This is a genomic window from Bradyrhizobium sp. T-1, assembly GCF_053592855.1.
Map to the genome: position 1 here is coordinate 464,097 of NZ_JBSGOX010000002.1, position 22,513 is coordinate 486,609.

The 22,513-nt window shown below is 61.9% G+C and carries 21 protein-coding genes and 2 pseudogenes; 2 read left to right on the top strand and 21 right to left on the bottom strand.

Annotated elements, in window-relative coordinates; genetic code table 11:
* Positions 1-10: 10 nt before the first annotated feature.
* The 8 genes from ACWAT4_RS41585 to ACWAT4_RS41620 all read right to left on the bottom strand — a co-directional run bounded on the left by ACWAT4_RS41585 (position 11) and on the right by ACWAT4_RS41620 (position 8,731).
* A complete protein-coding gene (locus tag ACWAT4_RS41585; protein WP_128929487.1) occupies positions 11-1,786 on the bottom strand; it encodes a phosphoenolpyruvate hydrolase family protein in 1,776 nt (591 codons plus the stop codon).
* A gap of 34 nt (positions 1,787-1,820) precedes the next feature.
* A complete protein-coding gene (locus tag ACWAT4_RS41590; protein ID WP_128929486.1) occupies positions 1,821-2,930 on the bottom strand; it encodes an ABC transporter ATP-binding protein in 1,110 nt (369 codons plus the stop codon).
* Entirely contained in the window at positions 2,930-3,754 is an 825-nt protein-coding gene (locus tag ACWAT4_RS41595) for an HAD-IIA family hydrolase (RefSeq protein WP_128955161.1), read from the bottom strand. Before ACWAT4_RS41595 ends, ACWAT4_RS41590 begins: the two co-directional genes overlap by 1 nt.
* A complete protein-coding gene (locus ACWAT4_RS41600) occupies positions 3,747-4,517 on the bottom strand; it encodes an SDR family NAD(P)-dependent oxidoreductase (RefSeq protein WP_128929484.1) in 771 nt (256 codons plus the stop codon). Before ACWAT4_RS41600 ends, ACWAT4_RS41595 begins: the two co-directional genes overlap by 8 nt.
* Positions 4,514-5,455 (bottom strand): ribokinase, encoded by a 942-nt coding sequence (locus ACWAT4_RS41605; RefSeq protein WP_128929483.1) that lies wholly within the window; start codon positions 5,453-5,455, stop codon positions 4,514-4,516. The genes ACWAT4_RS41600 and ACWAT4_RS41605 overlap by 4 nt, the downstream gene beginning before the upstream one ends.
* Entirely contained in the window at positions 5,452-6,312 is an 861-nt protein-coding gene (locus ACWAT4_RS41610) for a carbohydrate ABC transporter permease (protein ID WP_128929482.1), read from the bottom strand. Before ACWAT4_RS41610 ends, ACWAT4_RS41605 begins: the two co-directional genes overlap by 4 nt.
* Positions 6,313-6,323: 11 nt before the next feature.
* Positions 6,324-7,241, bottom strand: coding sequence for a carbohydrate ABC transporter permease (locus ACWAT4_RS41615; protein ID WP_237864936.1), 918 nt, complete (start codon positions 7,239-7,241; stop codon positions 6,324-6,326).
* Between the two features lie 104 nt (positions 7,242-7,345).
* Complete coding sequence (locus tag ACWAT4_RS41620; RefSeq protein ID WP_128929481.1) at positions 7,346-8,731, bottom strand: ABC transporter substrate-binding protein; 1,386 nt, start codon at positions 8,729-8,731, stop codon at positions 7,346-7,348.
* Between the two features lie 373 nt (positions 8,732-9,104).
* Here ACWAT4_RS41620 and ACWAT4_RS41625 point away from each other — a divergent pair, with 373 nt between their 5' ends.
* Complete coding sequence (locus ACWAT4_RS41625) at positions 9,105-9,260, top strand: hypothetical protein (RefSeq protein WP_164933596.1); 156 nt, start codon at positions 9,105-9,107, stop codon at positions 9,258-9,260.
* 146 nt (positions 9,261-9,406) lie between these two features.
* Here ACWAT4_RS41625 and rpe read toward each other — a convergent pair whose 3' ends face one another.
* The 8 genes and pseudogenes from rpe to ACWAT4_RS41665 form a co-directional block, all read right to left on the bottom strand.
* Positions 9,407-10,090, bottom strand: a complete 684-nt coding sequence (rpe, locus tag ACWAT4_RS41630; protein ID WP_128929480.1) for a ribulose-phosphate 3-epimerase — start codon at positions 10,088-10,090, stop codon at positions 9,407-9,409.
* Positions 10,087-11,037: a CbbX protein gene (gene cbbX, locus ACWAT4_RS41635; protein WP_128955160.1), complete on the bottom strand. Its 951-nt coding sequence runs from the start codon at positions 11,035-11,037 to the stop codon at positions 10,087-10,089. The genes rpe and cbbX overlap by 4 nt, the downstream gene beginning before the upstream one ends.
* A gap of 104 nt (positions 11,038-11,141) precedes the next feature.
* A complete protein-coding gene (locus ACWAT4_RS41640; RefSeq protein WP_128929478.1) occupies positions 11,142-11,549 on the bottom strand; it encodes a ribulose bisphosphate carboxylase small subunit in 408 nt (135 codons plus the stop codon).
* A gap of 12 nt (positions 11,550-11,561) precedes the next feature.
* Positions 11,562-12,629 (bottom strand): annotated as a pseudogene (locus ACWAT4_RS41645) (ribulose-bisphosphate carboxylase large subunit); the annotation flags it as partial.
* A gap of 9 nt (positions 12,630-12,638) precedes the next feature.
* Positions 12,639-13,238: pseudogene (locus ACWAT4_RS41650) on the bottom strand (type I glyceraldehyde-3-phosphate dehydrogenase); the annotation flags it as partial.
* Positions 13,235-15,265 (bottom strand): transketolase, encoded by a 2,031-nt coding sequence (gene tkt, locus ACWAT4_RS41655; protein WP_128955158.1) that lies wholly within the window; start codon positions 15,263-15,265, stop codon positions 13,235-13,237. The gene tkt and the pseudogene ACWAT4_RS41650, both read right to left, overlap by 4 nt.
* A 16-nt stretch (positions 15,266-15,281) precedes the next feature.
* A complete protein-coding gene (locus ACWAT4_RS41660; protein ID WP_100233973.1) occupies positions 15,282-16,157 on the bottom strand; it encodes a phosphoribulokinase in 876 nt (291 codons plus the stop codon).
* Between the two features lie 12 nt (positions 16,158-16,169).
* On the bottom strand, positions 16,170-17,207 hold the full coding sequence (locus ACWAT4_RS41665; RefSeq protein WP_128955157.1) for a class 1 fructose-bisphosphatase: 1,038 nt from the start codon (positions 17,205-17,207) through the stop codon (positions 16,170-16,172).
* Between the two features lie 180 nt (positions 17,208-17,387).
* Here ACWAT4_RS41665 and ACWAT4_RS41670 point away from each other — a divergent pair, with 180 nt between their 5' ends.
* A complete protein-coding gene (locus tag ACWAT4_RS41670; RefSeq protein WP_232995648.1) occupies positions 17,388-18,305 on the top strand; it encodes a LysR family transcriptional regulator in 918 nt (305 codons plus the stop codon).
* Between the two features lie 221 nt (positions 18,306-18,526).
* On the opposite strand, the gene ACWAT4_RS41675 is transcribed toward ACWAT4_RS41670, so the two are convergent.
* From ACWAT4_RS41675 to ACWAT4_RS41695, 5 genes are all read right to left on the bottom strand, one after another.
* Positions 18,527-19,300 (bottom strand): ABC transporter substrate-binding protein, encoded by a 774-nt coding sequence (locus ACWAT4_RS41675; RefSeq protein WP_232995647.1) that lies wholly within the window; start codon positions 19,298-19,300, stop codon positions 18,527-18,529.
* A 126-nt stretch (positions 19,301-19,426) separates the two neighbouring features.
* On the bottom strand, positions 19,427-20,161 hold the full coding sequence (locus ACWAT4_RS41680) for an amino acid ABC transporter ATP-binding protein (RefSeq protein ID WP_128930135.1): 735 nt from the start codon (positions 20,159-20,161) through the stop codon (positions 19,427-19,429).
* A gap of 38 nt (positions 20,162-20,199) precedes the next feature.
* Positions 20,200-20,952 carry an amino acid ABC transporter permease gene (locus ACWAT4_RS41685; RefSeq protein WP_128930134.1) on the bottom strand — a complete coding sequence of 251 codons (753 nt, stop codon included), beginning with the start codon at positions 20,950-20,952 and terminating at the stop codon, positions 20,200-20,202.
* Position 20,953: 1 nt separating this feature from the next.
* Complete coding sequence (locus tag ACWAT4_RS41690; protein ID WP_128930133.1) at positions 20,954-21,655, bottom strand: amino acid ABC transporter permease; 702 nt, start codon at positions 21,653-21,655, stop codon at positions 20,954-20,956.
* Between the two features lie 13 nt (positions 21,656-21,668).
* Positions 21,669-22,436 carry an SDR family oxidoreductase gene (locus ACWAT4_RS41695; RefSeq protein ID WP_128930132.1) on the bottom strand — a complete coding sequence of 256 codons (768 nt, stop codon included), beginning with the start codon at positions 22,434-22,436 and terminating at the stop codon, positions 21,669-21,671.
* Positions 22,437-22,513: the final 77 nt, after the last annotated feature.

The following is a 22,513-nucleotide window of genomic DNA, read 5'->3' on the forward strand; positions in this document are numbered from 1 at the left end:
AGGAGCAGAGCTACTCCAGGATCCGCAGCTTCTTGATCTTGTTGTAGAGGGTCTTCCTGGAGAGTCCAAGGGACTGGGCAGTTTTTCCGCGGTGGAGCTTGTTTCGTTTCAGCCCTTCGATGATCCACTCGCGCTCGGAGAACACATTTGTCCGTTTCACGGCCGATGACGCGGTCAGCAAAGGCCTTAGGACGTCAGCCGTAATGTGTGACAGTTGCAGCGTCACCAGCTGGTTGACGATTTGGCGCAACTCTCGCAGGTTTCCCGGCCAATCATGCCCGGCAAGCGCCAGGAAGGCAGAATTCTCTATTCCCAACGTCGGCGCGTTTGAATCTCCCTTCGCTTCCACCGTGAAATGCTGGACCAGTTGGGGAAGGTCTTCGAGCCTGTCCGGCAAGGCCGGCAGGGCAATGTCAAGCCCGGTAAACAGGGCAAGAAGCCGAGGACAGAGCACGGTTTGAAGGCTGGCGCTGCGAGCAATTGTCGCTGTTGCAATGATCCGTGCGTTGGACCGCACGACCGATACCCCGTTCAGGGGTGCAAAACCGCCGGTCTCGAGGTAATCAGCAAGACGCTCCTGGCCATCCCGCGGCAGTTGATCCAGATGCAGCAGCAGGACGGCAGTGCCGTTTGCAGCTTCAAGAATCGATAGTTGGCGCTTCCTGGTCTCGTCGCGCTCCGCGCCGAACAATGCACCGATGTTGCCCGCTGCCGGCCCCGCGCGGCACTGGAAGAGCGCAGCCTTTGTATGTTTGCGGTCGCTGAAGCTGTGAACGAGATTCGCTATCCTGCGTTTTCCCGAGCCCGTTTCGCCCCACACGAGCACAGGATTAGGATTGGCAGCCAGGCGTTTGGCGGTCTCGAGCACCCGCTTCATGACTGAGGATTGGGCAATGACGCCGTGCCTGAACCCGCTCAATTGGAGCTGACGCTCGAGCAGATCGACTTTCTCGCGCAAGAGATGAATCGTCTTGAACCCGGATGTGACCTCGAGGACCGACATCTCCAACGGGACCCGGTCCAGCGAAGAGCCGCCTATGAAGCCCTGGACGCCCGTTTCGCGGCAGATATCGAGGAGTTCGTCCGGCTTTGTAATGGGTCCGCCGCCGAGTAGACAGATGACGTTCTTGTCGGTGGAGTGCGCCACCCGTGTCACGGCGCTGGTCCGCGCTGCGAGCTCGGACTGGCTGATCGATGGATCAGATCCGCTTTCGACGCTGCGATTGAGATTGAAGTTGATGCAGATCGCCTCAATGCCTGCCTCGACCATGCGCCGCGCTTCGGCCTGGGAGCGGGTATAGGCAATCGTCATCAAACCGCGTTGACGGGCTTTTGTTAGAAGTTCGATTTCTCGCTCGTAGCCGAGGCCAGATTTCTCGAGCAAGGACCTTCTAAAATCGTCGATGTGGATGACGGAGGGGAAATTGGTAACCCCTGTAAAGCCCCATCGGATGATCCGGTCGAGGAAGCGATCGAGATCGAGGCGCGGATCGAAGGTGCATGCGCCGAAAAAGACCGGCAGTTTGGTGCTGGGCAGGATCTCGGTTCGGCCGAATCCGGCGACGAATTCGTTGCTATCGCGGATGGGCAGGATCGAGGCTGGCGAGGAGCCGCCCATGGCGCGAAAACGGCCAGCGTTGAGCGCAAGGACAAAATCTGCACCCGCCCGTTCGGCCGCCCTTGCGGTCATGCCCGAGCCGATGCCTGCCCCGAGCACGAATGAACGGGAATTGCGGAAGAACTGCCTGATTCCTGCGTTCTTGACCTGCTCTACCCGGTTGTGCATACCGGCCGCCCCTCCTGTGCGGCAGGCCCGAAAATTAGCTCCAATTTGCCGGTGCGTGCAACCGCTGCAGGGCCTTGCCGTTGGCCGTGAACAGGTGGCAATCGGCTGGTGAAGCCGCAAGGCGGACCTTGCCAGATCGTTTGGCTGGCTCGAGCCGTGGCGCTTTGGCGACCACGGCTTCCTTGCCCGCGTTGCCGTAGATGTAGGTGACGCTGCCAAGGTGCTCGACGAAATCGACGTCCAGCTCGAGAGCGATCTCTTTGTCTTCTGCCGGCTGCGAGAAATCATCGGGACGGATCCCGAGCGTGATCGGCTTGCCGACCAGCAATTGATCCGGCCGAACGGGGACCGAGACGGTCGAGCCCGCGTCAAGCCTGACCTCCACCCCTGTCTCGTGCGCGGCCTCGATATGACCGCCCAAAAAATTCATCTTAGGCGAGCCAATGAAGCCGGCGACGAAGCGCGACGCCGGGTAGTGATAGAGCTCGTGGGGGCTCCCCACCTGCTCGATATTGCCGTCCTTGAGCACGACGATCTTGTCAGCCATGGTCATGGCCTCGACCTGATCGTGAGTGACGTAGATCATGGTGTTTCCAAGCTGCTCGTGGAGCTTGGCGATCTGGACCCGCATCTGCACCCGCAGCTCGGTGTCGAGGTTGGACAGCGGCTCGTCAAACAGAAACACCTTGGGCTCGCGGACGATGGCCCGCCCGATCGCCACGCGCTGGCGCTGGCCGCCGGAGAGCTGCCGTGGCTTGCGATCGAGCAAATGGTCGATCTGCAATAAGGACGCGGCCTCAGCGACACGCTTCCCGATCTCCGCTTTCGTCGCTTTGGCCATCCGCAAGGGGAAAGCCAGGTTTTCCCGGACGGTCATGTGCGGATAGAGGGCGTAGCTCTGGAACACCATGCCTAGATTGCGGTCGGCCGCGTCCACGTCGTTGACGAGCTCATTGTCGATGAAAAGCCGTCCTCCGCTAATCGGCTCGAGACCGCCGATCATGCGCAGCAGGGTCGACTTGCCCGACCCTGAAGGCCCGACGAAGACGACGAATTCGCCGTGATCGATGGTGAGGTCGATATTGCGCAGGATCTGGATAGTGCCATAGGCCTTGTTGAGGCCTTCCAGGCGAACATTGGCCATCACGCTCTCCTCTGCCGTACGGTGTCTACACCAGCCTTCACGGCGATTTCTGAAAGGCTGGACACGGTAAAGTCGGCTGGCAGCAGCGCGGCGTCCTTGCGAGGTGGGACGCCTGTCGTGACGAGCACGGCAGGAAGGCCGGCGCGCTTGCCGGCCTGGATATCTGTCTGTATCTGGTCGCCGATCATCAATGTGGATTGACGTGGCGTTCCAAGCCGCGAAAGCGCGGCTTCGATCATGTGCGTCTCGGGTTTGCCGACGATCAGAGGCTGGACTTGAGTTGCGGCTGCAACTGCCGTGATCATGGCCCCTGCCCCTGGTTCGAAGCCGTCCGCAGTCGGCAAGAGAAGATCAGGGTTTGTGCCTATGAACACGGCGCCGCCCAGGATAGCCGCAGCAGCAATTCGCAGCTTGTCATGCGTAATCTGGCGGTCGAGCCCCATCACCACGACTTCAGGCTTCGCATCGGTGACTTCGAGGCCCGCCTCCTCGATCGCTTTGGCAAGGGATGGCGCGCCGATGACAAAGGCCCGTGTCAGTTTCGGGTATTGGGCGCGAATGAGCGCCGCGGCCGTGATGGCGCTCGTCACGACCTGCCTCGGGGAGATCGAAAGCCCGAAACCTCCGACCTTGCGCACAACATCTTCCGGCGTGTGGGTCGAATTGTTAGTGACGAAGCAGAAGGGAAGTTTTGCCCGCTGCCAGCTCTTGAAGGCTTCGATGGCGTCCGCGATCGCGGCGTTCCCCCGGTAGACCACGCCATCCAGATCGGAAATGACACCGGCGATCTCGGGCCATTGAAGCTGAGTGCCGGACTTAGCCATTCATCAGCATCCCGCCGTTCACGTGAACGATCTGGCCGGTCATGTAGGAGGCCGCAGGGCTTGCGAGAAACACGGCAAGGCCGGCAATGTCGTTCGGCAATCCAACCCGTCCCAATGGGATTCGGCCGCTATGGCGGGCTTCCGTCTCCTCACGCGGACGGCCATGCATGGGGGTGTCGATGATCCCCGGTGCGATTGCATTCACATTGATCTTGAGCGGCGCGCATTCATAAGCAAGGAGCTTTGTGATGTCGTGAACGATTGCCTTGGAGAGGCAATAGTCCGCCCCTCCGGCCTGATAGTTGAATACGGCGCCTTGCGAAGACAAGGAGGAACCGACATTGACGATGCGGCCGCCCTTGGTTGTCATGAAGCGCTCGATCGCGAGCTTCGAGCAGCGGAGGATTGCGACCGAGTTGATCTGGATTGTGCGTTCGATCTTGTCGGCCGCCCCGCTGAGGAGCGGCTGGGCAGATTTAACGCCGGCATTGTTGACGAGCACGTCGAGCCGGCCGAATCGTTTTCCGATCTCCTCGAGCACGCGCGCCACGTCCTCTTCGCGCGAAACGTCCATGGCCATCGGCAACACGCCATTGCCATGGGGAAGTCCTACCAATGTCTGCCTGAGGCTTTCGAGATTGGCGTCGGTGGCAACGACGTTGGCCCCTCCTGCCCGAAACGCATTCACAATGGCAGATCCGATGCCGCCCCCTGCCCCTGTCACGAGCACCGTTCTGTCTGAGACTGAGAACTGTTCGGTCATTCCAACTCCAAGATCGTTTGTGATTTGAGGAATTCATCGACCTCTGCTGCCAGCGGCATTGAGGCCTGCGCCCCGCGGCGCGTTACGCACAGGGCAGCAACGGCTAGTGCTCGTCTGACCGAATCCCTCAGAGGCAGGCCTTGAGCGAGCGAAGCGGCAAAAGCGCCATTGAAGGCGTCCCCGGCGGCCGTGGTATCGACGACTTTGACGGGAAAGGCACGCAGCGCAAACGAGTGCGCCGCGTCGGCATAGAAGGCGCCCTGCGCTCCCAGCGTGATCAGTGCGGCTTTGGGTCCGAGGTGCAGAAGCTTGGACGCCGCCACTGCGGCGCTGTCGAAATCGGTCACCTCTACCCCGGTCAGCTCGAAGGCCTCGGTCTGGTTGGGGGTCACGTAATCGACTTGTCGCCATGCCGCCGGCGAAAGCCCGGGTCTGACCGGCGCCGGATTAAAAATGAGTTCGAAGCCCTTCTCGCTTTTCATTTCAAAGAGCCGGTTGAGGGCGGAGATGGGCAAGCCCATTTCGGCAACAACGAGCGCGCCTGGCGCGATGAATGCGGCCGCGCTCTCAACCATGGCCGGCATCACATTCAGATTGGCGCCCGGATCGATCACGATCATGTTCGAACCGTCGTCTCCCACCAGGACGAGGGCCGAGCCGGAGACCTCACCGGCACAAATGGTGATGGCCTCAGCACGGACTCCGGCTTCGCGCAGTGACTGCAAGAGGGACTGGCCAGCCTCGTCCCCGCCAAGACGGGTGTAGAATAGGGGCTTCAGTCCAAGCCGTGCGGCCGCTACGGCTTGATTGGCGCCCTTCCCTCCAGGATTGCGGTTCAATTTGCCCATCAAACTTTCACCCGGCGTTGGCAGCCGCTCGACATTGAAGCAGAGGTCGAGATTGGTCGTTCCAAAGAACATCAAGGGCCTGGGATTCATTTTACTGCCCCGAAAGTGAGACCACGTTCGAGGTGGCGCTGGCCCATCACGATCAAGATCACCGGAATGATCATGGTAACGACCAGTCCTGCAGCCATGACGGGATAGAACTGCACCCCCGGATTGAGCAGCTTGAGTAGCGCGACGGTCACCGGCGCCTTGGTGGAGCTCAGGATCAAGCCGAGCGCGAAGTTGTGCCAGGCCAGCAGAAAGATCAGCAAGGAGGCGCCGATCAGGCCGGGCTTGAGAAGCGGCAGCACGATATGCAGAATGACCCTGACAGGTTTGGCCCCGTCCATCGCTGCAGCCTCCTCGATGTCCTTTGGAATATCCTCGATGTAGGAGCGGCTCAACCACACGATCATAGGCAGCGTGACGACCTGGTAGACCCAGATCATGCCGAGATAGGTGTCGTAGAGTCCGATGGTCTGGAACACGTTGAAGAGCGGGATGACGACGAGCAAGGCCGGGGCGAACCTGAAGCCAAGAATGAAGAAGGCGATGTCCTCCTTCATCGGGATGTCTCGCCTTGCCAGAACGTAACCGGCGGGCACGCCAAGGAGCATTGAGACGAAAACAGATCCGAGCGCGATGGCGACGCTATTTGTCACTGGCGTGAGGAAATCAACCTTGATGGTGCCATAGCTTGTCGCGCCGGCCTGCGCGGCGTCGAACAGCACCCGGAAATTCTCAAGCGTCGGCGAGAAGATGAACTTGGGCGGCCAGGCCATGACCTCGCCCTGCTGTTTCAACGACATCAGCAGGATCCAGATCAGCGGAAAAGCGAGAGTGAGCGCGCAGATGCCAACCAGCAGATTGAGAGCGATATTTGTCGATCCTGAGCGATTTAGGCGCATGTCGCGTCTCTTCAGCTAACGCGTTGTCGGACGTATCGCCACAACTTGACCGTGAGGAACGCTCCGGCCAGGACGATGATCCAATTGACGACCATGAGGGCCGCGCCCCGGCCGAAGGCGAGGTTCTGGAATGCGGTGATGTAGGCGCGCACGGAAAGAACGGAGGTGCTGTTGCCGGGACCGCCTTGCGTCGTTCCGAAAATGATGTCGAATTGATTGAGAGATTCGATCAGACGGAAGACCGCAGCAATCAGGATGTAGGGCGCGATCAACGGCAGCTCGATGTAGAGGAAGGTTGCCCAGCCCTTTGCACCATTGACGCGCGCGGCCTCCCTGATCTCCTCATTGATGCCCTGGAGGCCGGCGAAGATGATCAGCGTGAAAAAGGGGGTGTAAGTCCATATGTCGATCAGGACGAGGGAAATCATCGCTGTCGCGGGATCAGAAATCCATGCAAACCGGCCCATTCCTACAAGCGACAGCAGATAGTTCAGGATGCCGCTCTGCGGATCCATCATCGTCGTCCACATCAAGGCAACGCTCATGGGCGGAAGCACGAGTGGCAACAGAATGACCGGCCGCATCACGCGTGCCAGGAACACTTCGGTGGCAAAGAGCTTGGCGAGGGCAACGCCGAGCACGGCTTCCGCAAGGACCGCTGAACCAGCGTAGACAAGTGTTGCTCGGACGCTATTCCAGAAGTCGTCTGTCTTGATCAACGCGGCGTAATTGGTAAGGCCAATAAAGTGGACCAGTGGCCGGCCGAACTTGAGATCCGTCAGGGACTGAAATACGCCGTAGAAGAACAGGAACAGAAAGCCAAGAAGGATCAAGACCGCCGGCGCGATCGCGGCGATGCTCCACCAGTCAAGGCGCGGCGGGCTGGCACTCTTGGCCGCGCCGTCTTGCGCCGAAGCGAGTTGGCTCACTGAAGACTGCAGCGTCACGATTGCGTCTAATCCTGAAGAATACATTTCAACTGACATCGAAATCCAAGGGGGCGGCATGCAAGCCTACCACCCCCTTTGGGACTTCACATCGACGAACGGATCTCGGAGGCAAGGTCGGTCAGCGTTGCCTTCACATCCGCTCCATTGACCATCTTCTGCATCGCCACCGCCCAGGCATTCATTGCCTCGGCGAAGCCGACGCGGGCCGTAAAGGCGAGTTGCGCCTGGTCCTGCACAGTCTTGAACGTCTCGACGAAGTTGTTGAATTCAGGCTTTGCGGCGTATTCGAGCCAGGCCTTGTCGCTCCAGGTCGATGCGCGCGGAGAGTTGACGAGCTTGCCCGCAACGGCACCGTTCAGCTCGACCTGCTTGGAGGTCGCCCATTGGATGAAGAGCCAGGCCGCGCCCTTCTTCTGGGAGGCGGCGTTCATGGCCAGAGACCAGATCCAGATGTTGGATTCGAAGTTCTTGCCGTTCGGTGCGCGCAACGGTGGTGCAAAGGCGATCTTGCCGGAGGCGGGCTTGCCGGCGACGTCGTTCCAGAAACCGAACATGTTGGAATCGATCGCCATGGCGGTCCGCCCTGAATTGATCCCTTCGACCACCTGGTACCAATTGTCATTGGCAAAGGAGGGAGCAGCGCATTTCTTGATCATGTCGACATAGTCTTTGTGGAAGGCGATCGACTCTGGCGAATCCAGGCCCGTGTCGAGTTTGCCGTCTTTGACGACGAAATCGTGCACGCCATAGGACCTCGCAATCGAGATCGCAGCCGTGTGGATGCTGCTCCAGAACCTTACGCCGCGAACGCCGAGAGGCGTGATGGTGGGATCGGCAGCTTTGAGTTTCTCACAAGCGGCCGACATCTCCGGCGGGGTGCTCGGGACTTTGATACCGTGCTTGTCCAGCACATCCTTGCGGTAGAACAACTGGATGTTCTCGAAGCCATGGGGGATCGCCCAGACCTGCCCGCTGCCGGCCTCGATCTGGCCCTCCTTGACCTTCCATGTCAGCGCTTCGCGCAAGGCTGGGAAGAAGTCCTTGTAGTCGTAGGCTGCAGAGGTGAGCTTTGAATCGTTTAGATAGCGATCGAGCGGTTCGAGCAGTTGGCCCGGGGCAAGGTCCCAGGCGGGCTGGATGCCCGTGCCGACGACATCCCAGCTTGGCGATTTCGTGCTGAGCTGGATCGTTAGCTTATTCCAATAGGCATCATCCGGATAAAGCTCCGGCGTCACCTTGATGCCGGTGAGTTTCTCGAACTCGGGCAGTTGAGCCGCAACAGCGTCAGCATAGGGGTGAATATCGTAGGCCCAGACGATGGACGTGCCTTCGAATTGCCGCCAGTTGATGTCTTCTGCGTAGGCCTGGGTGGCAGCCAGTGCCGCCCCGGCGCACACGGTGGAGTTAATGAGAGCTTTTTTGATAAGTTGAGCCGAATGACCGCAAACAACGGCTAGCGTCCTTGGCATGATTCCCTCCGATGGGCTCTTTGGCCCGCAAACCACGCGCCCTCTCCTCTAGCAGAGGCCGTGGTAGGCGAAGGCTATGCGCCATTCTAACGGGCTAAGCGGCTTTTGACACAGAGTTTGGGTAAGGTTGGGTAAGAGCCAGAAATCGGGGTTTCTAAAATAAGATCGGCTGGCCGCGACGAGGCTACGCAATGCGAAGCGCCAGTGGACGCTTCAACAGCACTTTTGCAGGCATACGAAAACGATCTGAAAAAAGCCTCCGCCAGACATTTGGTCTAGGCAGAGTAGCCTCTCATGCTTGCAATGCTGGCCCGATGACGCTGTTCTCAGTATAAATTGCTTTCAGTCTGGCATTGCCAATTGGAGTTGCAGGATGATCGCGCAAATCGCAAGAGTCGTTTCCAGCACGGTCAGAAAACCAGCTGAGGACGGCGATACTCTCAAGATTCTTGGTATATTTTGTGGAGCAGGCCTTCTGCTCTCTCTACTCGTCGCAATGGCTTTTGCGCTCGACTTGACGCCTTTGTGATGGTTCAGCGGTTCATCACGATGAGGTCGAGCCGAGCAGTTCCCACTAAAGCGCACGGCAGAGGAATTCACCGCGACGGCCCCATCGTCCCTCCGGCATAGCGCCTAGCCGCCGCGTCCTGCGTGTTTGTTGACCCATGCCGAAGTCTAACTCGGGGACCGGCCAACCCTAGTTGCCATTCGTAGGCCCGCGATATTGGTGGCGTACTCGGCAGCGATATTGCCGCCAAACAGGGCTGAACCCGCCACCAACGTGTCGGCCCCAGCCTCCACGACGGCGGCAGCATTGTGGCACGTGATACCACCATCGACCTGAAGGCGGATCGGGCGATCGCCGATCATGGCGCGAATGCGCCTGATCTTGGGGATCTGGCACTCCAAAAACGCCTGGCCACCGAAGCCCGGATTGACGGTCATGACAAGCACCAGATCCAACCTATCGAGCACATATTCGATTGTACCCTCCGGCGTCGACGGACACAGGCTTACGCCCGCTTTCTTGCCGAGCGCGCGAATAGCCTGCAGCGAACTATCGAGATGTGGACCGGCTTCCGCATGAATCGTGATGATGTCGGCACCGGCTTTGGCAAAGCCTTCAAGATAAGCGTCGACGGGCGCTATCATGAGGTGAACGTCAAACGTCTTCGTGGTGAACGGCCTCACCGCCTTTATCACGTCCGCACCGAAACTGATGTTCGGCACGAAGTGCCCGTCCATGACATCGCAATGGATCCAGTCAGCGCCGGCTGCGTCGATCGCCGCGACCTCCTCGCCGAGACGCGCGAAATTCGCCGCCAGGATCGAGGGAGCAATGACGATATCCCTGGTCATGGACATTTGCTCCCGGTCGCCTGCTCGCTGCCAGCTCCGCCGCTGAACACGCGGCTCGCCAATACGTCGGAGGGATCGATGGTTTCGAGATCAGCGATCTCGAGCATCCGGTCGAGATCGGAGACCAGCCGATCGGCCTGGCGCAACCGGATGCGATCGACAGCGTTGCGGACCGAGCGCGCATTGGAGAAGAACGGCTGAGTCCGGCGCAGCACAATGTATCTTTCGAACGACTCGCGTGCCGCGGCCGAGAAGCGGTAGCCGCGCTCCCTCAGCATAAGCTCGGCAATGTAGAGCAGCTCCGCCTCCGAATAGTCGGGAAACTCGATGTGGTGGGCGATGCGTGATCGGAAGCCTGGATTGGAGGCAAAGAAACTGGTCATCCGTTCGCCATAACCCGCGAGAATGACGACGAGATCCTCGCGCTGGTTTTCCATGACTTGCAGCAAGATCTCGATGGCTTCCTGACCATAGTCGCGCTCGTTGTCGGGCCGGTGCAGGTAATAGGCCTCGTCGATGAACAGTACGCCGCCCATCGCCTTCTTCAGGATCTCCTTGGTCTTCGGCGCAGTGTGACCGATATACTGACCGACAAGGTCGTCGCGCGTCACCGAGATCACCTGTCCGCGCCGCACGAAGCCGAGGCCGTGCAAGATCTTCGCCATGCGCAGGGCGACGGTAGTCTTACCGGTGCCGGGATTGCCGGTGAAGGACATGTGCAGCGTCGGGGCCGAGGAGACGAGCCCGGCCCGCTGCCGGATCCGCTCAATCAACAGGAGCGAAGCGATCTGCCGCACCCGCTGCTTGACGGGCTTCAAGCCGATCAACTCTTGTTCGAGCTGGTGCAAGGTCTCCGTGATCCCCGCCGCCTCGGCCTCCTTGCGCAGGTCAAACGCAGTAGGCACCTCATTGACCTCAATGGTCGTCGTGTGCGGCACATCCAGCATCTTGGACCTCGAATAAAGAGGCTTCGCCGCCGCAAATGACGGCGAAGCAGTTGTCCGCCAGGGAGTCGGAGCGGGGAGAAAGAGTCGCTCCGAGCGGAAAGCGACTAAGAGGAAGCCGGCTGAGGTTGCCGGTGTACGGTGGTGTAACGTACCGAGCGTACGGCCATCTCCTGGCGCACCAGCTCGAACTCAGCCTCCTTCGCGGGCCGGTTGACGAGGAACGAGATGCGCACCGACTCCCAGCCATGGCTGGAATCGAATCCCGAGACGCGGATGTAGCGGTCGCCATACACCCTGCGGCATTCGGCGAGCTCCATCATCACGCCGGCAGCGTCCGCGAGATCGAACATCGGCAGACCCCACATCTCCCAATAGGTGTTGCGGGGATGCGGGTCGTCGGTGAACTCGATGTTCACCGCCCAACCCTTGCTCAGGCAATATTGCACCTGCTTGGTAATCTGCTCGTCGCTGAGATCGGGCAGGAAGGAGAAACAGCCTTGGGTCAGTTTCATCTTTGCTCTCCTTTAGACAGCGGCGAGCGCCGTCGGCACGAAGTCCGGCGTGTCGGTGGATTGATAGTTGAAAGTGACGTCTTTCCAGGTCTCCAGCGCGGCCTTCAGCGGCGTGCAGGTCGCTGCGGCCTTGGCCAGGATCTCTGGGCCTTCGTGAACGTAGTCACGTCCCTCGTTGCGAGCGAGGATCATCGCTTCCAGCGCCACCCGGTTGGCGGTCGCCCCGGCCTGGATACCCATGGGGTGGCCGATGGTCCCGCCGCCGAACTGCAGCACGACGTCCTCGCCGAGCAGGTCGAGCAGCTGGTGCATCTGGCCGGCATGGATGCCGCCGGAAGCCACTGGCATTAGCTTATTCAGGCTCGCCCAGCTCTGGTCGAAGAACACGCCGTGCTCGAGCTTCATCGGGTTGAAGTCGTCGCGGCAGATGTCGTAATAGCCGCGCGTGGTGTTGGGATCGCCCTCGAGCTTGCCGACGACCGTGCCGGCGTGGATGTGATCGACTCCGGCGAGCCGCATCCATTTGGCGATGACGCGGAACGACACGCCATGGCTCTTCTGGCGCGTATAGGTCGAGTGACCGGCGCGGTGCAGATGCAGGATCATGTCGTTGCGGCGCGCCCATTTCGCCATCGACTGGATCGCGGTGTAGCCGATCACGAGGTCGATCATGACCACGACCGAGCCGAGCTCCTTGGCGAACTCCGCACGCTCGTACATGTCCTCCATGGTCGCGGCCGTGATGTTGAGATAGGTGCCCTTCACCTCGCCCGACGCCGCCTGCGCGCGGTTGACGCCTTCCATGCAGTAGAGGAAGCGGTCGCGCCAGTGCATGAAGGGCTGCGAGTTGATGTTCTCGTCGTCCTTGGTGAAGTCGAGCCCGCCCTTCAGCGCCTCATAGACCACGCGGCCGTAATTGCGGCCCGAGAGGCCGAGCTTCGGCTTGATGGTGGCGCCGAGCAGCGGCCGGCCGAACTTGTCGAGCCGCTCGCGCTCGACCACGATGCCGGTGGCCGGCCCCTGGAACGTCTTCACATAGGCGACCGGCAGCCGCATGTCCTCGAGCCGCAGCGCCTTCAGCGCCGCGGCGCGGGCGCGATAGAGGTCCTTGTGGAACGTATCGAGCGTCGGCTGGTCGCCGGTGTAGGAGTGGATCGTGGTCATGAACCCCTTCTCGATCCCGACGGCGTCGTCCAGCACCTGAGCGAGCGGCGCGAGGCAGTTGGTCGAGCACGAGGCGTTGGAGACCACGATGTGATCGCCGGTCAGGGCGAGATGATTGACGCCGAACACGACGGTGAGATCGACCTCGCTTGCCGGCGCCGAGACCAGCACGCGCTTGGCACCGGCCTGGATATGTGCGGCGGCTTTCTCACGCGAGGTGAACAGACCGGTGCATTCCAGGGCGATATCGACACCGAGCGCACGATGCGGCAGCTGCGCCGGGTCCTTGATCGCGGTCACCTTGATCGGGCCGCCGCCGACGTCGATCGTATCGCCGTCGACCTTGACTTCGCCGGGAAAGCGGCCGTGGACCGAGTCGAAGCGCAGCAGATGCGCATTGGTCTCGACCGGACCGAGGTCGTTGATCGCGACCACCTCGATGTCGTTGCGGCGGGACTCGGCGATCGCACGCAGCACGTTGCGACCGATCCGGCCAAATCCGTTGATGGCGACACGCAAGCTCATGCTGTTCTTCCCTGGTTCCGACGTGCGACCGAGCGCCTGGCCGCTTCTGCGATGCTCTGCGGTGTGATGCCGAATTCGCGGTACAGCACGGGCGCCGGCGCCGAGGCACCGAAGCTGCGCATGCCGACGAACTCACCGTCGGCACCGATCCAGCGATGCCAGTCGCCGACAACCGCTGCCTCGACGCCGACGCGCGGCGCCGTGCCGAGCACGGTGGCGCGGTAATCGTCCGGCTGCTCCTCGAACAAGGCGAAGCAGGGCGCGGACACCACGGCCGCGCGGATGTGCTCGGTCGCGAGCAGGCGGGCTGCTTCCAGCGCAATCGAGACTTCCGAGCCGGTCGCGATCAGCGTCACGTCACGGCCGCCGTCGGGCGAGACGACGAGATAGGCGCCGCGTGCGACGCGGTTCTTGCCGCGGGCATCGCTGCGGAAAGTTGGCAGCGCCTGACGCGACAGGCACAGCACGGACGGGCGATGCTCGGAGCCGAGTGCGCAGTCCCAAGCCTCCAGCGTCTCGACCGCGTCGGCGGGACGGAACACCAGCAAGTTCGGGATCACCCGCAGCGCGGCAAGGTGTTCGACCGGCTGATGCGTCGGGCCGTCCTCACCGAGCCCGATGGAGTCGTGCGTCATCACGTGGATAACCCGCAGCCGCATCAACGCTGCGAGCCGGATCGCGGGACGGCTGTAGTCGGAGAAGGCGAGGAACGTGCCGCCATAGGGAATGAAGCCGCCATGCAGCGCGAGGCCGTTCATTGCTGCAGCCATCCCGTGCTCGCGGATACCGTAGTGGATGTAGCCACCGGCGAACGCACCGGCTTTAACGGGGGTCTGCGCCTTCGCCTGCGTCAGGTTCGAATGCGTCAGATCCGCCGAGCCGCCGACCAGTCCGGGAATGGTGCTGGCGATGCCGTCAAGCACCTGCTGCGAAGCCTGCCGCGTCGCCAGCTTCGGCCGTTCGGATGCGAAGCGCTCGCGCAACTTCGCCGCGGCGAGCACATAGGCAGCAGGCAGGGCAACCGCCCTACCTTCCACGAACAAATCGCGCTGCTCGGGCGTTGCGCGCTCATAACGATCGAGCCAGGCGAGTCGCTCGACCTGCCCGCGCTGTCCGATCATCCGCCACGCCTTGAGCACCGGGATCGGCACCACGAAAGGCTGATAATCCCAACCGAGCGCGCGGCGCGCCGCCGCGGTCTGCTCGGTGCCGAGTGGCGCACCATGCGCCTTCTCGGTGCCCTGCCGATCAGGCGCCCCATAACCAATGATGGTGCGGCACGCGATCAGCGACGGCTTGGCGGTCTCCCGCTCCTCCGCGATCGCCTGGGCCACGGCTTCTGGATCGTGTCCGTCGACACGGCGCACCGACCAGCCGGAGGCCGCGAAGCGCGCGAGATGATCATCCGATGTCGCGAGCGACGTCGGACCGTCGATGGAGATGCCGTTGTCGTCGAACAGCACGATCAAACGGCCGAGCCCGAGATGACCCGCGAGCGAGATCGCCTCCTGGCTGAGACCTTCCATCAGGCAACCGTCGCCCGCGATCACGTAGGTGAAGTGATCGACGAGGCCGTCGCCATGCCGCGCATTGGCCATGCGCTCGGCAAGCGCCATGCCGACCGCGGTCGCAATCCCCTGCCCCAGCGGACCCGTCGTGGTCTCGACTCCCGGCGTGTGGCCGTATTCGGGATGGCCCGGCGTCTTCGAGCCCCACTGCCGGAACGCCTTGATGTCATCGAGACTGAGGTCGCCGCCGGTCAGGTGCAGCAGCGCATAGAGCAGCATCGAGCCGTGGCCCGCCGACAGAACGAAGCGGTCGCGGTCCGGCCAATTGGGATGCGCCGAGTCGAATTTCAGGAAGCGCGAGAACAGCACGGTCGCGACATCGGCCATACCCATGGGCAGACCTGGATGGCCCGACTGCGCGGTCTCGATGGCATCGACCGCGAGGAAGCGGACGGCGTTGGCGAGATCGTTATGCGCGACTGCCGTGATGTCGGCTTCGGCGTGGACGGAGATATTCATCGGTGTCTCTCCTCGTTCACTTCAGGCTGCGCTTGCGCTCGATCAACTGCATGATCAGCGGCGTCAGAATCAGCTGCATGGCGAGATCGAGCTTCGCGCCGGGACAGACGATCGAATTGGCGCGCGACATCCAGCTCTGCGGCAGCATCGAGAGCAGATAGGGGAAGTCGATGCCGCGTGGATTCTTGAAGCGGATCACGACCATCGATTCGTCCGGCGTCGGGATCCAGCGCGCGATGAACGGATTGGACGTGTCGACCGTCGGCACACGCTGGAAGTTGATGTCGGTCTCGGTGAATTGCGGGCAGATGTAGTGGATATAGTCGGGCATCCGCCGCAGGATGGTGTCGGTGACCGCCTCGGTCGAATAACCGCGCGCGCTGCGGTCGCGGTGCAGCTTCTGAATCCATTCGAGGTTGATGACGGGCACGACGCCGATCTTGAGATCGGCATAGCGCGCGACATTGACCTTGTCGGTGACGACGGCGCCGTGCAGGCCCTCGTAGAACAACAGGTCGGAGTTCTCCGGCAGCTGCTTCCAGTCGGTGAAAGTACCGGGCGCCGTGCCATGCAGCGCGGATTCCTCGGCGTCGTGGACATAGTGCCGCGTCACCGCCGTACCGGTCTCGCCGTAGTCGCGGAACGCGCGCTCCAGCTCCTCGAACAGGTTGGTCTCGGGACTGAAATGGCTGAAATGCTTGTTGCCGCGCTCGGCCTCTTTCGCCATCTGCGCGCGCATCTCGGCGCGGTCGTAGCGGTGGAAGGCGTCGCCTTCGATGTAGGCGGCATTGACCTTCTCGCGGAAAAAAATCTGCTCGAAAGTCTTCTTGACCGAGGTGGTGCCGGCGCCGGAGGAGCCGGTGATGGAGATGATCGGATGCTTCCTGGACATGGGACACCTCGCTCAGAGCCGGAAGAATCCGCGCCGCGCGAACAGCGGCGCAGAGACGCTGGCGACCAGCACTGGATCGCAATGAAGCTCCTCGACGCGCCGCACCTCGTTGCTCGAGCCCATGATCAGGGGCACGCGCTGATGCAGGCTCTGCGCGGAGAGGTCGAGGATGCGCTCGCGTCCCGTGGAGGCGGAGCCGCCGGCCTGCTCGATGATCATGGCCATCGGATGCGCCTCGTAAGTCAGGCGCAGGCGGCCCTCGCCGTAGCCGGGGCGCGCGTCCGAAGGGTAGAGGAAGACGCCGCCGCGGGTGAGGATTCGGTAGGCCTCGGCAACCAGCGAGCCGACCCACCGCATGTTGAAATCATGGTTGGCGGGGCCTTCGACGCCTGCGAGGCATTCGTCGATGAAGGCGCGCACCGGCGGATCCCAGTGCCGACGGTTCGAGGCGTTGATCGCGAACTCCTCGCAGGCCTCGGAGATCTGCACGCCGCTGCGGGCGAGACGGAAGCAGCCGGCCTTGTGATCGAGCGTGAAGATGTCGACGCCTTCGCCGAGCGTCAACACCAGCGAGGTCTGCGGCCCGTAGGTGACGAAGCCCGCCGCAAGCTGCACTGATCCGCGCTGGTGAAAGGCGAGCGAGAGGTCGTCGGGTGCCGGCAGGATCGAGAAGATCGTCCCCACCGTCATGTTGATGTCGATGTTGGAGGATCCGTCGAGCGGATCGATCGCGATGCAGACGCGGCCCTCGCGGTCGCCGATCTGGGGTTCGCGCATCTCCTCCGACGCCAGCGCCGCGATCGGCAGCTTGCTGAGGCAGCGGCGCAGGATCGCATCGGCCTGGACATCGAGGTCGCGCTGGATGTCGCCGTCGCTGTTGCGCTCCGTGGTCAGGCCAGAGGCGTCAGCGAGATCACCTGACGCGATGAGGTCGGCGATTTCGATGGCCGCCGCCGCGATGGCATCGACTGCGGCCGCCACGGCCAGCGCATGCGGCGCGGTCTCGGAATACCGTTGAAGGTGATCGTCCAGCCTGAGTTGCCCAGTCATCTGCGTCCATCCCCTTGGCCGGCGCCGCAGCCATGCCCTCCCCTCTGAAGGTCGGTCGCGGTCAGTCCCAGCACCAGGAGATTGACAGGGACAGATTAATAAGGAAAATTTCTATTCGTAATGAGCACCAAAGAATTTTCTTATAATTGACCCGGACAGGCGGCTGCACAGCTCCGGCATCTGACGATCAGGCAGCTGCGCTCGCTCGCGGCGCTGTCGGCCAAGGGCAGCGTGACGGCGGCCTCCGGCCATCTTGGGCTGACCCAGCCGGCCGTGACCCAGCAGCTGCGGCAACTTCAGGACCTCGCCGGCCTGCCCTTGGTGCAGCGGACCGGCGACGGCATGCAGCTGACCGCGGCGGGCAAGGAAGTGTTGGCGCTGGCCGAGCGGGTCGAGGCCGCGATCGCGGACTGCCAGGGCGCGCTCGACCTGCTCGCCGGACGGAGCGGCGGCGCGGTGCATCTCGGTGCGGTCTCGACCGCTAAATATTTCGTGCCGCATGCGATCGCGGCGTTCTCCAAGCGCTACCCCAAGATCGAGATCAAGCTGACGATTGGCAATCGCGATGAGATCCGCGCAGCCATGCACGGTTATGATCTCGACTTCGCGGTGATGGGCCGGCCACCCGCCGACGTCCACGTCGACGTGCGCCAGCTCGGCCGCAATCCGCACATCATCGTCGCCCGCAGGGGACATTGGCTGGAAAAGGACCGAGGACTCAGTCTGACCGACCTTGTGCACGAGACCTTTCTCACTCGCGAGCCGGGCTCGGGCACGCGAACACTAATGGAGGGCATGTTCCAGAAATCGGATCTCGAGCCAATCATCGGCATGGAGATGAGCAGCAACGAGACCATCAAGCAGGCTGTTATCGCCGGGCTCGGCATCGCCTTCATCTCGGCGCACACCGTCGCGCACGAGCTCGGCGAGGGCCGCCTCGTCGTGCTCGACGTCGCGGGCCTACCAATCGTGCGGCAATGGTACGTGATCCGCCGCAGTGACAAGGTCCTGCTGCCGCCGGCGCAGGCTATGTTCGATTTTCTTGGCTCTGAAGGGTCGAATTATTTGCCGTACCTACCTGAACTCGGCGGGCGCTAAAGCAAGATCCGGAAAAGTGTGAAGCGGTTTTCCCAAAACTCATGCTCAAACAAAGAGCTAAAGCGCCATGACGATTCAACCCATCGCGCTTTTTTCTCGACTTCTTCCAATGTTTTATTGCACGTCGACCAGGCATTGACCCACCGCGTCCAGGAGCCGACGCCGTTTCAACCACCAAGTCTGTCCGGGCCGGTTCTTGGAGGTGTGCCCCGGTGCACCGGTTACGGCAACGGCGTGAACTTAAGTTGGCCGAGCGGCACGACTTTGTCGGTGCGGGTCATCTTGAACTCGGTGTTCGGGCCGAGCCACTTGTCCCAGAGCTGGTTGATCTCACCTGCCTGGTCGAGTGCGAGCAGTGTCTCGTTGATCTTGGCGAGCAGCGCCGGCTCGTCCTTCTTCATGCCGATGCCGATCGGTTGCAAGACCATGGGCTCATCGATCATCTTCAGCGGTTGGCCAGCGGACTTCGATTCGTTGACGAGCTTGGTGATGGTCATGGTATTGGCCACCATTCCGACCGCCTTGTTCTGCTGGACGGCCATGAAAGCCGAGCCGGTGTCGACGAAAGTGAGGGGATCCGACTCATTCAGCTTGATCGCGAGCTCGGAGGTCGAGCCCTTGGTCGAAGCCAGACGTTTACCTTTGAAGTCGGCCTTCTTGGTTCCTGGATCCGAAGCCTTCACCGCCAACATCTCCTTGGCGAGATAATAGGGGTCGGAGAACTGGATCTGCTCGGCGCGGCCCAGCGTATAGGCGAGATTGGCGACTGTGATGTCGACGCGGCCGAGCTTGACCTCGGGCACCCGCGCCTCGACCGAGAGCGGGCTGATCTTCGCCTCGACGCCCCAGCGCTTGGCAATGGCTCTGCAGAGGTCGACATCAAAGCCAACCATCTCCCGCGTTTTCGGATCGGGCGCGGCAAACGGGGGTACGTCGGCGAAGGTGCCGCAGCGCAGCTCTTTGCGCTGCATGATATCGGCCAGCTGATCAGCCATGGCCACGCTGGCAAAGCAACTCAGGCCCGTGGCAACGATGGCGGCGCGGAGCACGCATTTTCCAGTCTTAGTCCCGATCCCGATCGACATTTCGAACTCCCTGTTTTGCAATGATGGCAGGCGTTGTCATCGTGCCCGCAGATCCGACAAAAAGCGCTGCGCACGCGGATGCTGCGGCGAGCCGAAGAACGCGCTCGGCGACGCCGATTCCAGCAGGCGCCCGGCATCCATGAACCAGACACGATCAGCGACATCGCGTGCGAAATTCATCTCATGGGTGACGCACATCATGGTCATGCCATCGCGAGCAAGTCCCCGCATCACCGCCAGAACTTCGCCGACCATCTCCGGGTCGAGCGCGCTGGTCGGCTCATCGAACAGCATCGCCGGCGGCTCCATGGCCAGCGCTCGCGCGATCGCGACACGCTGCTGCTGGCCGCCGGACAGCTGCGCCGGATAGTTCTGCGCCTTGCTGGAAAGGCCTACCCGGTCGAGCAACTGAAGCGCGATCTCCCTTGCCTTGCTCCGTTTGATGCCGTTCACCTTCACAGGCGACAGCATCACATTGTCCAGCACGCTGAGGTGTGGAAACAGATTGAAACTCTGGAAAACGAAGCCGATACGGCTGCGCAGGTGGTTCATTGCCAAGCTGCTAATCTTCGCATGAACATTCTGTCCGTCGAAGCGCAGCACTCCGGATTGGATCTCCTCAAGCCGGTTGACGGTGCGGATGAGCGTCGACTTGCCAGAGCCCGAGGGGCCACATACCACGACCACCTCGCCCTTTTTCACCTCCGCGTTGATGTCGACGAGGGCGGGCAGCGAACCGTAGAACTTGTTGATGCCAATGAATTCAATCATCGGAGTTGCCGTACTGTTCGAGGCCTGGTTTGACATGATCATGTCCTCGATGCGGCTGCCAAAGCCGGCGCTGCAGCACCATCCATCGACCTGGCGCGCCGAACGGCAATCCGACGTTCGAGCGTGCTGGCCAGCTTAGTGAGAGTCCAGCAGACGACGAAATAGATGATGGCGAGTATGAAGTAGACTTCGAACGGCTTGGTCAGAAGCCGGTTGTTGATCTGTCCCGCCGCGAAGGTCAGCTCTGGCACGTTGATGATGTAGCCCAACGTCGTCTCTTTGATGGTGGAGACGAACTGGCTGATGATGCTCGGGATCATGTTGAACAGCGCCTGCGGCAGGATCACGTAGCGCATCGCGCCGAGGTGGCTGTGGCCGAGCGCCCGCGCCGCGTCCATCTGCCCTCGCGGCAATGCCGTGATTCCGGCTCGCACGATCTCACTGAGAAAGGCCCCCTCGTAGATGACCAAGGTGGCGAGCATGGTCACGAAGCCGGGAACGCTCTCGCCGATCAGGAGCGGCAGCAGGAAATAGACCCAGAGGATGATCAGCAGCAGCGGAACGCCGCGCACGACATAGACCAGCGCCGTCGCCGGCCAGCGCAGCACGGGCCAAGGCGATAGACGCGCGAGCGCCATCGCCACGCTGAGCGGGAATGCCAGCGCAATTCCAAGAATCGACAGGATCAGGGTCGCGGCGATCCCGCCGAGCGGGCCGTTCGGAAACTGGCCGACCAGCAGCAGCAGCCAGTTGTCGCTGACGATGCCTATCATGTTGAACAGGAGCGTCATGTCAGAGCGCTCCCGCCATGCGGCTGCGCCGCTCGAAATAATAGCCAAGCCACATCAGGAGCAGCGAGCACACGAGGTAGAAGACGGTCGCGATCAGGTAGGTCTCGAAAGCGCGGAAGCTCTGGTTTTCGACCTCCTTCACCGCATGCGTGAGCTCGGTGACGCCGATCGCCATGGCAAGACTGCTGTTCTTGAACAGCGACACCGTGTGGTTCACCAGCGCCGGCATCGCATTTCGGACCGCCTGCGGCAGCAGGATGTAAGTCATCGCGCCGAGATAGCTGTGACCCAGCGCGCGAGCGGCCTCCCACTGGCCCTTGGGCACGGCGCGCAAGCCCGACCGATGGTCTTCGCTGAAATATGCGGCCTGACACAGTCCGAGCGCGATCACCGCGAAGATTGCCTCGCCGTTCTGATCGGACAGCCAGACCTGGAGCCGCTCGGGCAGCAGGCTGGAGACACCGAAATACCAGAGCATCAGCTGCACCAGTGTCGGCACGTTGCGGTGATAGGCAACGTAGGCCTCGACCAGGGCGTCGGCGATCCGGCCCGGCAGCATTCGAATTGCAAGGAGGGTGATACCGAGGCTCATGGCGAGCAGCCAGGAGCCTGCGAAGATGATGAAGGTCATCTTCACCCCGTGGACGAGCATGCGGCTGAACTCGGGGTTCAGCAGGATCGCCATGAGGTCGAAGCCCTTCATCGCACCCTCCGCTCTAGGTGACGGCTGGAGGGCTGGCGGGGTGCTCGGGACGGACCGTCGACAGTCCGCCCGGCACCTGCAGGGTCGGTGTGATCTCGATATGGCCGATGTTTACCGCCACTGGCGCGGCAATGGCGAAAGCGATCGTGTCGGCGATGTCCTCCGGTTTGGGCAGCTCGAATCCGTCGATGAAGGCAGCGCGGGTCGCGGCGGAGTCGCCGTGGACGTGAGCGAAGATATCGGTCTCGACCCGCCCCGGGCAGATCTCGGTGATGCGAACACGCTTGCCGAAGGCATCGATCCGGAGCTGACGGGACAGCATGCTGACCGCCGCCTTGGTGGCGTGGTAGGTCGAGTTGCCGCCGAAATTATAGGCGCCGGCGATTGAAGTGATGTTCACGACGTGACCGCGGTCGCGCGCCACCATGCCGGGCACGACGAGGCGGCACAGATGCAGGACGGCCCCCAGATTCACGCCGAGCAGTAGCTCGATATCCTCGGCATCCGCCTGCAGGAATTTCTTGGGCCGGTCGACGCCGGCGCAGTTGACGAGAACGTCGAATTCGACGCTGCCGGCGAGCTTGGTAAGCGCAGGCAGATCGCGAACGTCGACGGCATGGGGAATGCAGCCGGTGCGATCTGCCAGCGCCTTCAGTGGATCGGCGCTACGCGCCAACGCGTGCACCTGCAGTCCCTCGCGCGCCAGGCGCTCGACGACGGCGAGGCCGATGCCTGACGAGGCGCCGGTGACGAGAGCCGTCCTGTAGTCGGAAAATGGCATCTGAGTCCTCGCTGTTCTCCAGAGGCTACCGACGGAGCAGTTCCGCCGCCAAGATGGAATCACTTTGGCGGGATAAG

Excerpts from the sequence above, each read along its gene's own strand:
- ACWAT4_RS41585 (WP_128929487.1), bottom strand. The coding sequence starts at position 1,786 with ATGCACAACCGGGTAGAGCAGGTCAAGAACGCAGGAATCAGGCAGTTC.
- ACWAT4_RS41590 (WP_128929486.1), bottom strand. The coding sequence starts at position 2,930 with ATGGCCAATGTTCGCCTGGAAGGCCTCAACAAGGCCTATGGCACTATC.
- ACWAT4_RS41595 (WP_128955161.1), bottom strand. The coding sequence starts at position 3,754 with ATGGCTAAGTCCGGCACTCAGCTTCAATGGCCCGAGATCGCCGGTGTC.
- ACWAT4_RS41600 (WP_128929484.1), bottom strand. The coding sequence starts at position 4,517 with ATGACCGAACAGTTCTCAGTCTCAGACAGAACGGTGCTCGTGACAGGG.
- ACWAT4_RS41605 (WP_128929483.1), bottom strand. The coding sequence starts at position 5,455 with ATGAATCCCAGGCCCTTGATGTTCTTTGGAACGACCAATCTCGACCTC.
- ACWAT4_RS41610 (WP_128929482.1), bottom strand. The coding sequence starts at position 6,312 with ATGCGCCTAAATCGCTCAGGATCGACAAATATCGCTCTCAATCTGCTG.
- ACWAT4_RS41620 (WP_128929481.1), bottom strand. The coding sequence starts at position 8,731 with ATGCCAAGGACGCTAGCCGTTGTTTGCGGTCATTCGGCTCAACTTATC.
- ACWAT4_RS41625 (WP_164933596.1), top strand. The coding sequence starts at position 9,105 with ATGATCGCGCAAATCGCAAGAGTCGTTTCCAGCACGGTCAGAAAACCA.
- rpe (WP_128929480.1), bottom strand. The coding sequence starts at position 10,090 with ATGACCAGGGATATCGTCATTGCTCCCTCGATCCTGGCGGCGAATTTC.
- cbbX (WP_128955160.1), bottom strand. The coding sequence starts at position 11,037 with ATGCTGGATGTGCCGCACACGACGACCATTGAGGTCAATGAGGTGCCT.
- ACWAT4_RS41640 (WP_128929478.1), bottom strand. The coding sequence starts at position 11,549 with ATGAAACTGACCCAAGGCTGTTTCTCCTTCCTGCCCGATCTCAGCGAC.
- tkt (WP_128955158.1), bottom strand. The coding sequence starts at position 15,265 with ATGAATATCTCCGTCCACGCCGAAGCCGACATCACGGCAGTCGCGCAT.
- ACWAT4_RS41660 (WP_100233973.1), bottom strand. The coding sequence starts at position 16,157 with ATGTCCAGGAAGCATCCGATCATCTCCATCACCGGCTCCTCCGGCGCC.
- ACWAT4_RS41665 (WP_128955157.1), bottom strand. The coding sequence starts at position 17,207 with ATGACTGGGCAACTCAGGCTGGACGATCACCTTCAACGGTATTCCGAG.
- ACWAT4_RS41675 (WP_232995647.1), bottom strand. The coding sequence starts at position 19,300 with ATGGCTGATCAGCTGGCCGATATCATGCAGCGCAAAGAGCTGCGCTGC.
- ACWAT4_RS41680 (WP_128930135.1), bottom strand. The coding sequence starts at position 20,161 with ATGATTGAATTCATTGGCATCAACAAGTTCTACGGTTCGCTGCCCGCC.
- ACWAT4_RS41685 (WP_128930134.1), bottom strand. The coding sequence starts at position 20,952 with ATGACGCTCCTGTTCAACATGATAGGCATCGTCAGCGACAACTGGCTG.
- ACWAT4_RS41690 (WP_128930133.1), bottom strand. The coding sequence starts at position 21,655 with ATGAAGGGCTTCGACCTCATGGCGATCCTGCTGAACCCCGAGTTCAGC.
- ACWAT4_RS41695 (WP_128930132.1), bottom strand. The coding sequence starts at position 22,436 with ATGCCATTTTCCGACTACAGGACGGCTCTCGTCACCGGCGCCTCGTCA.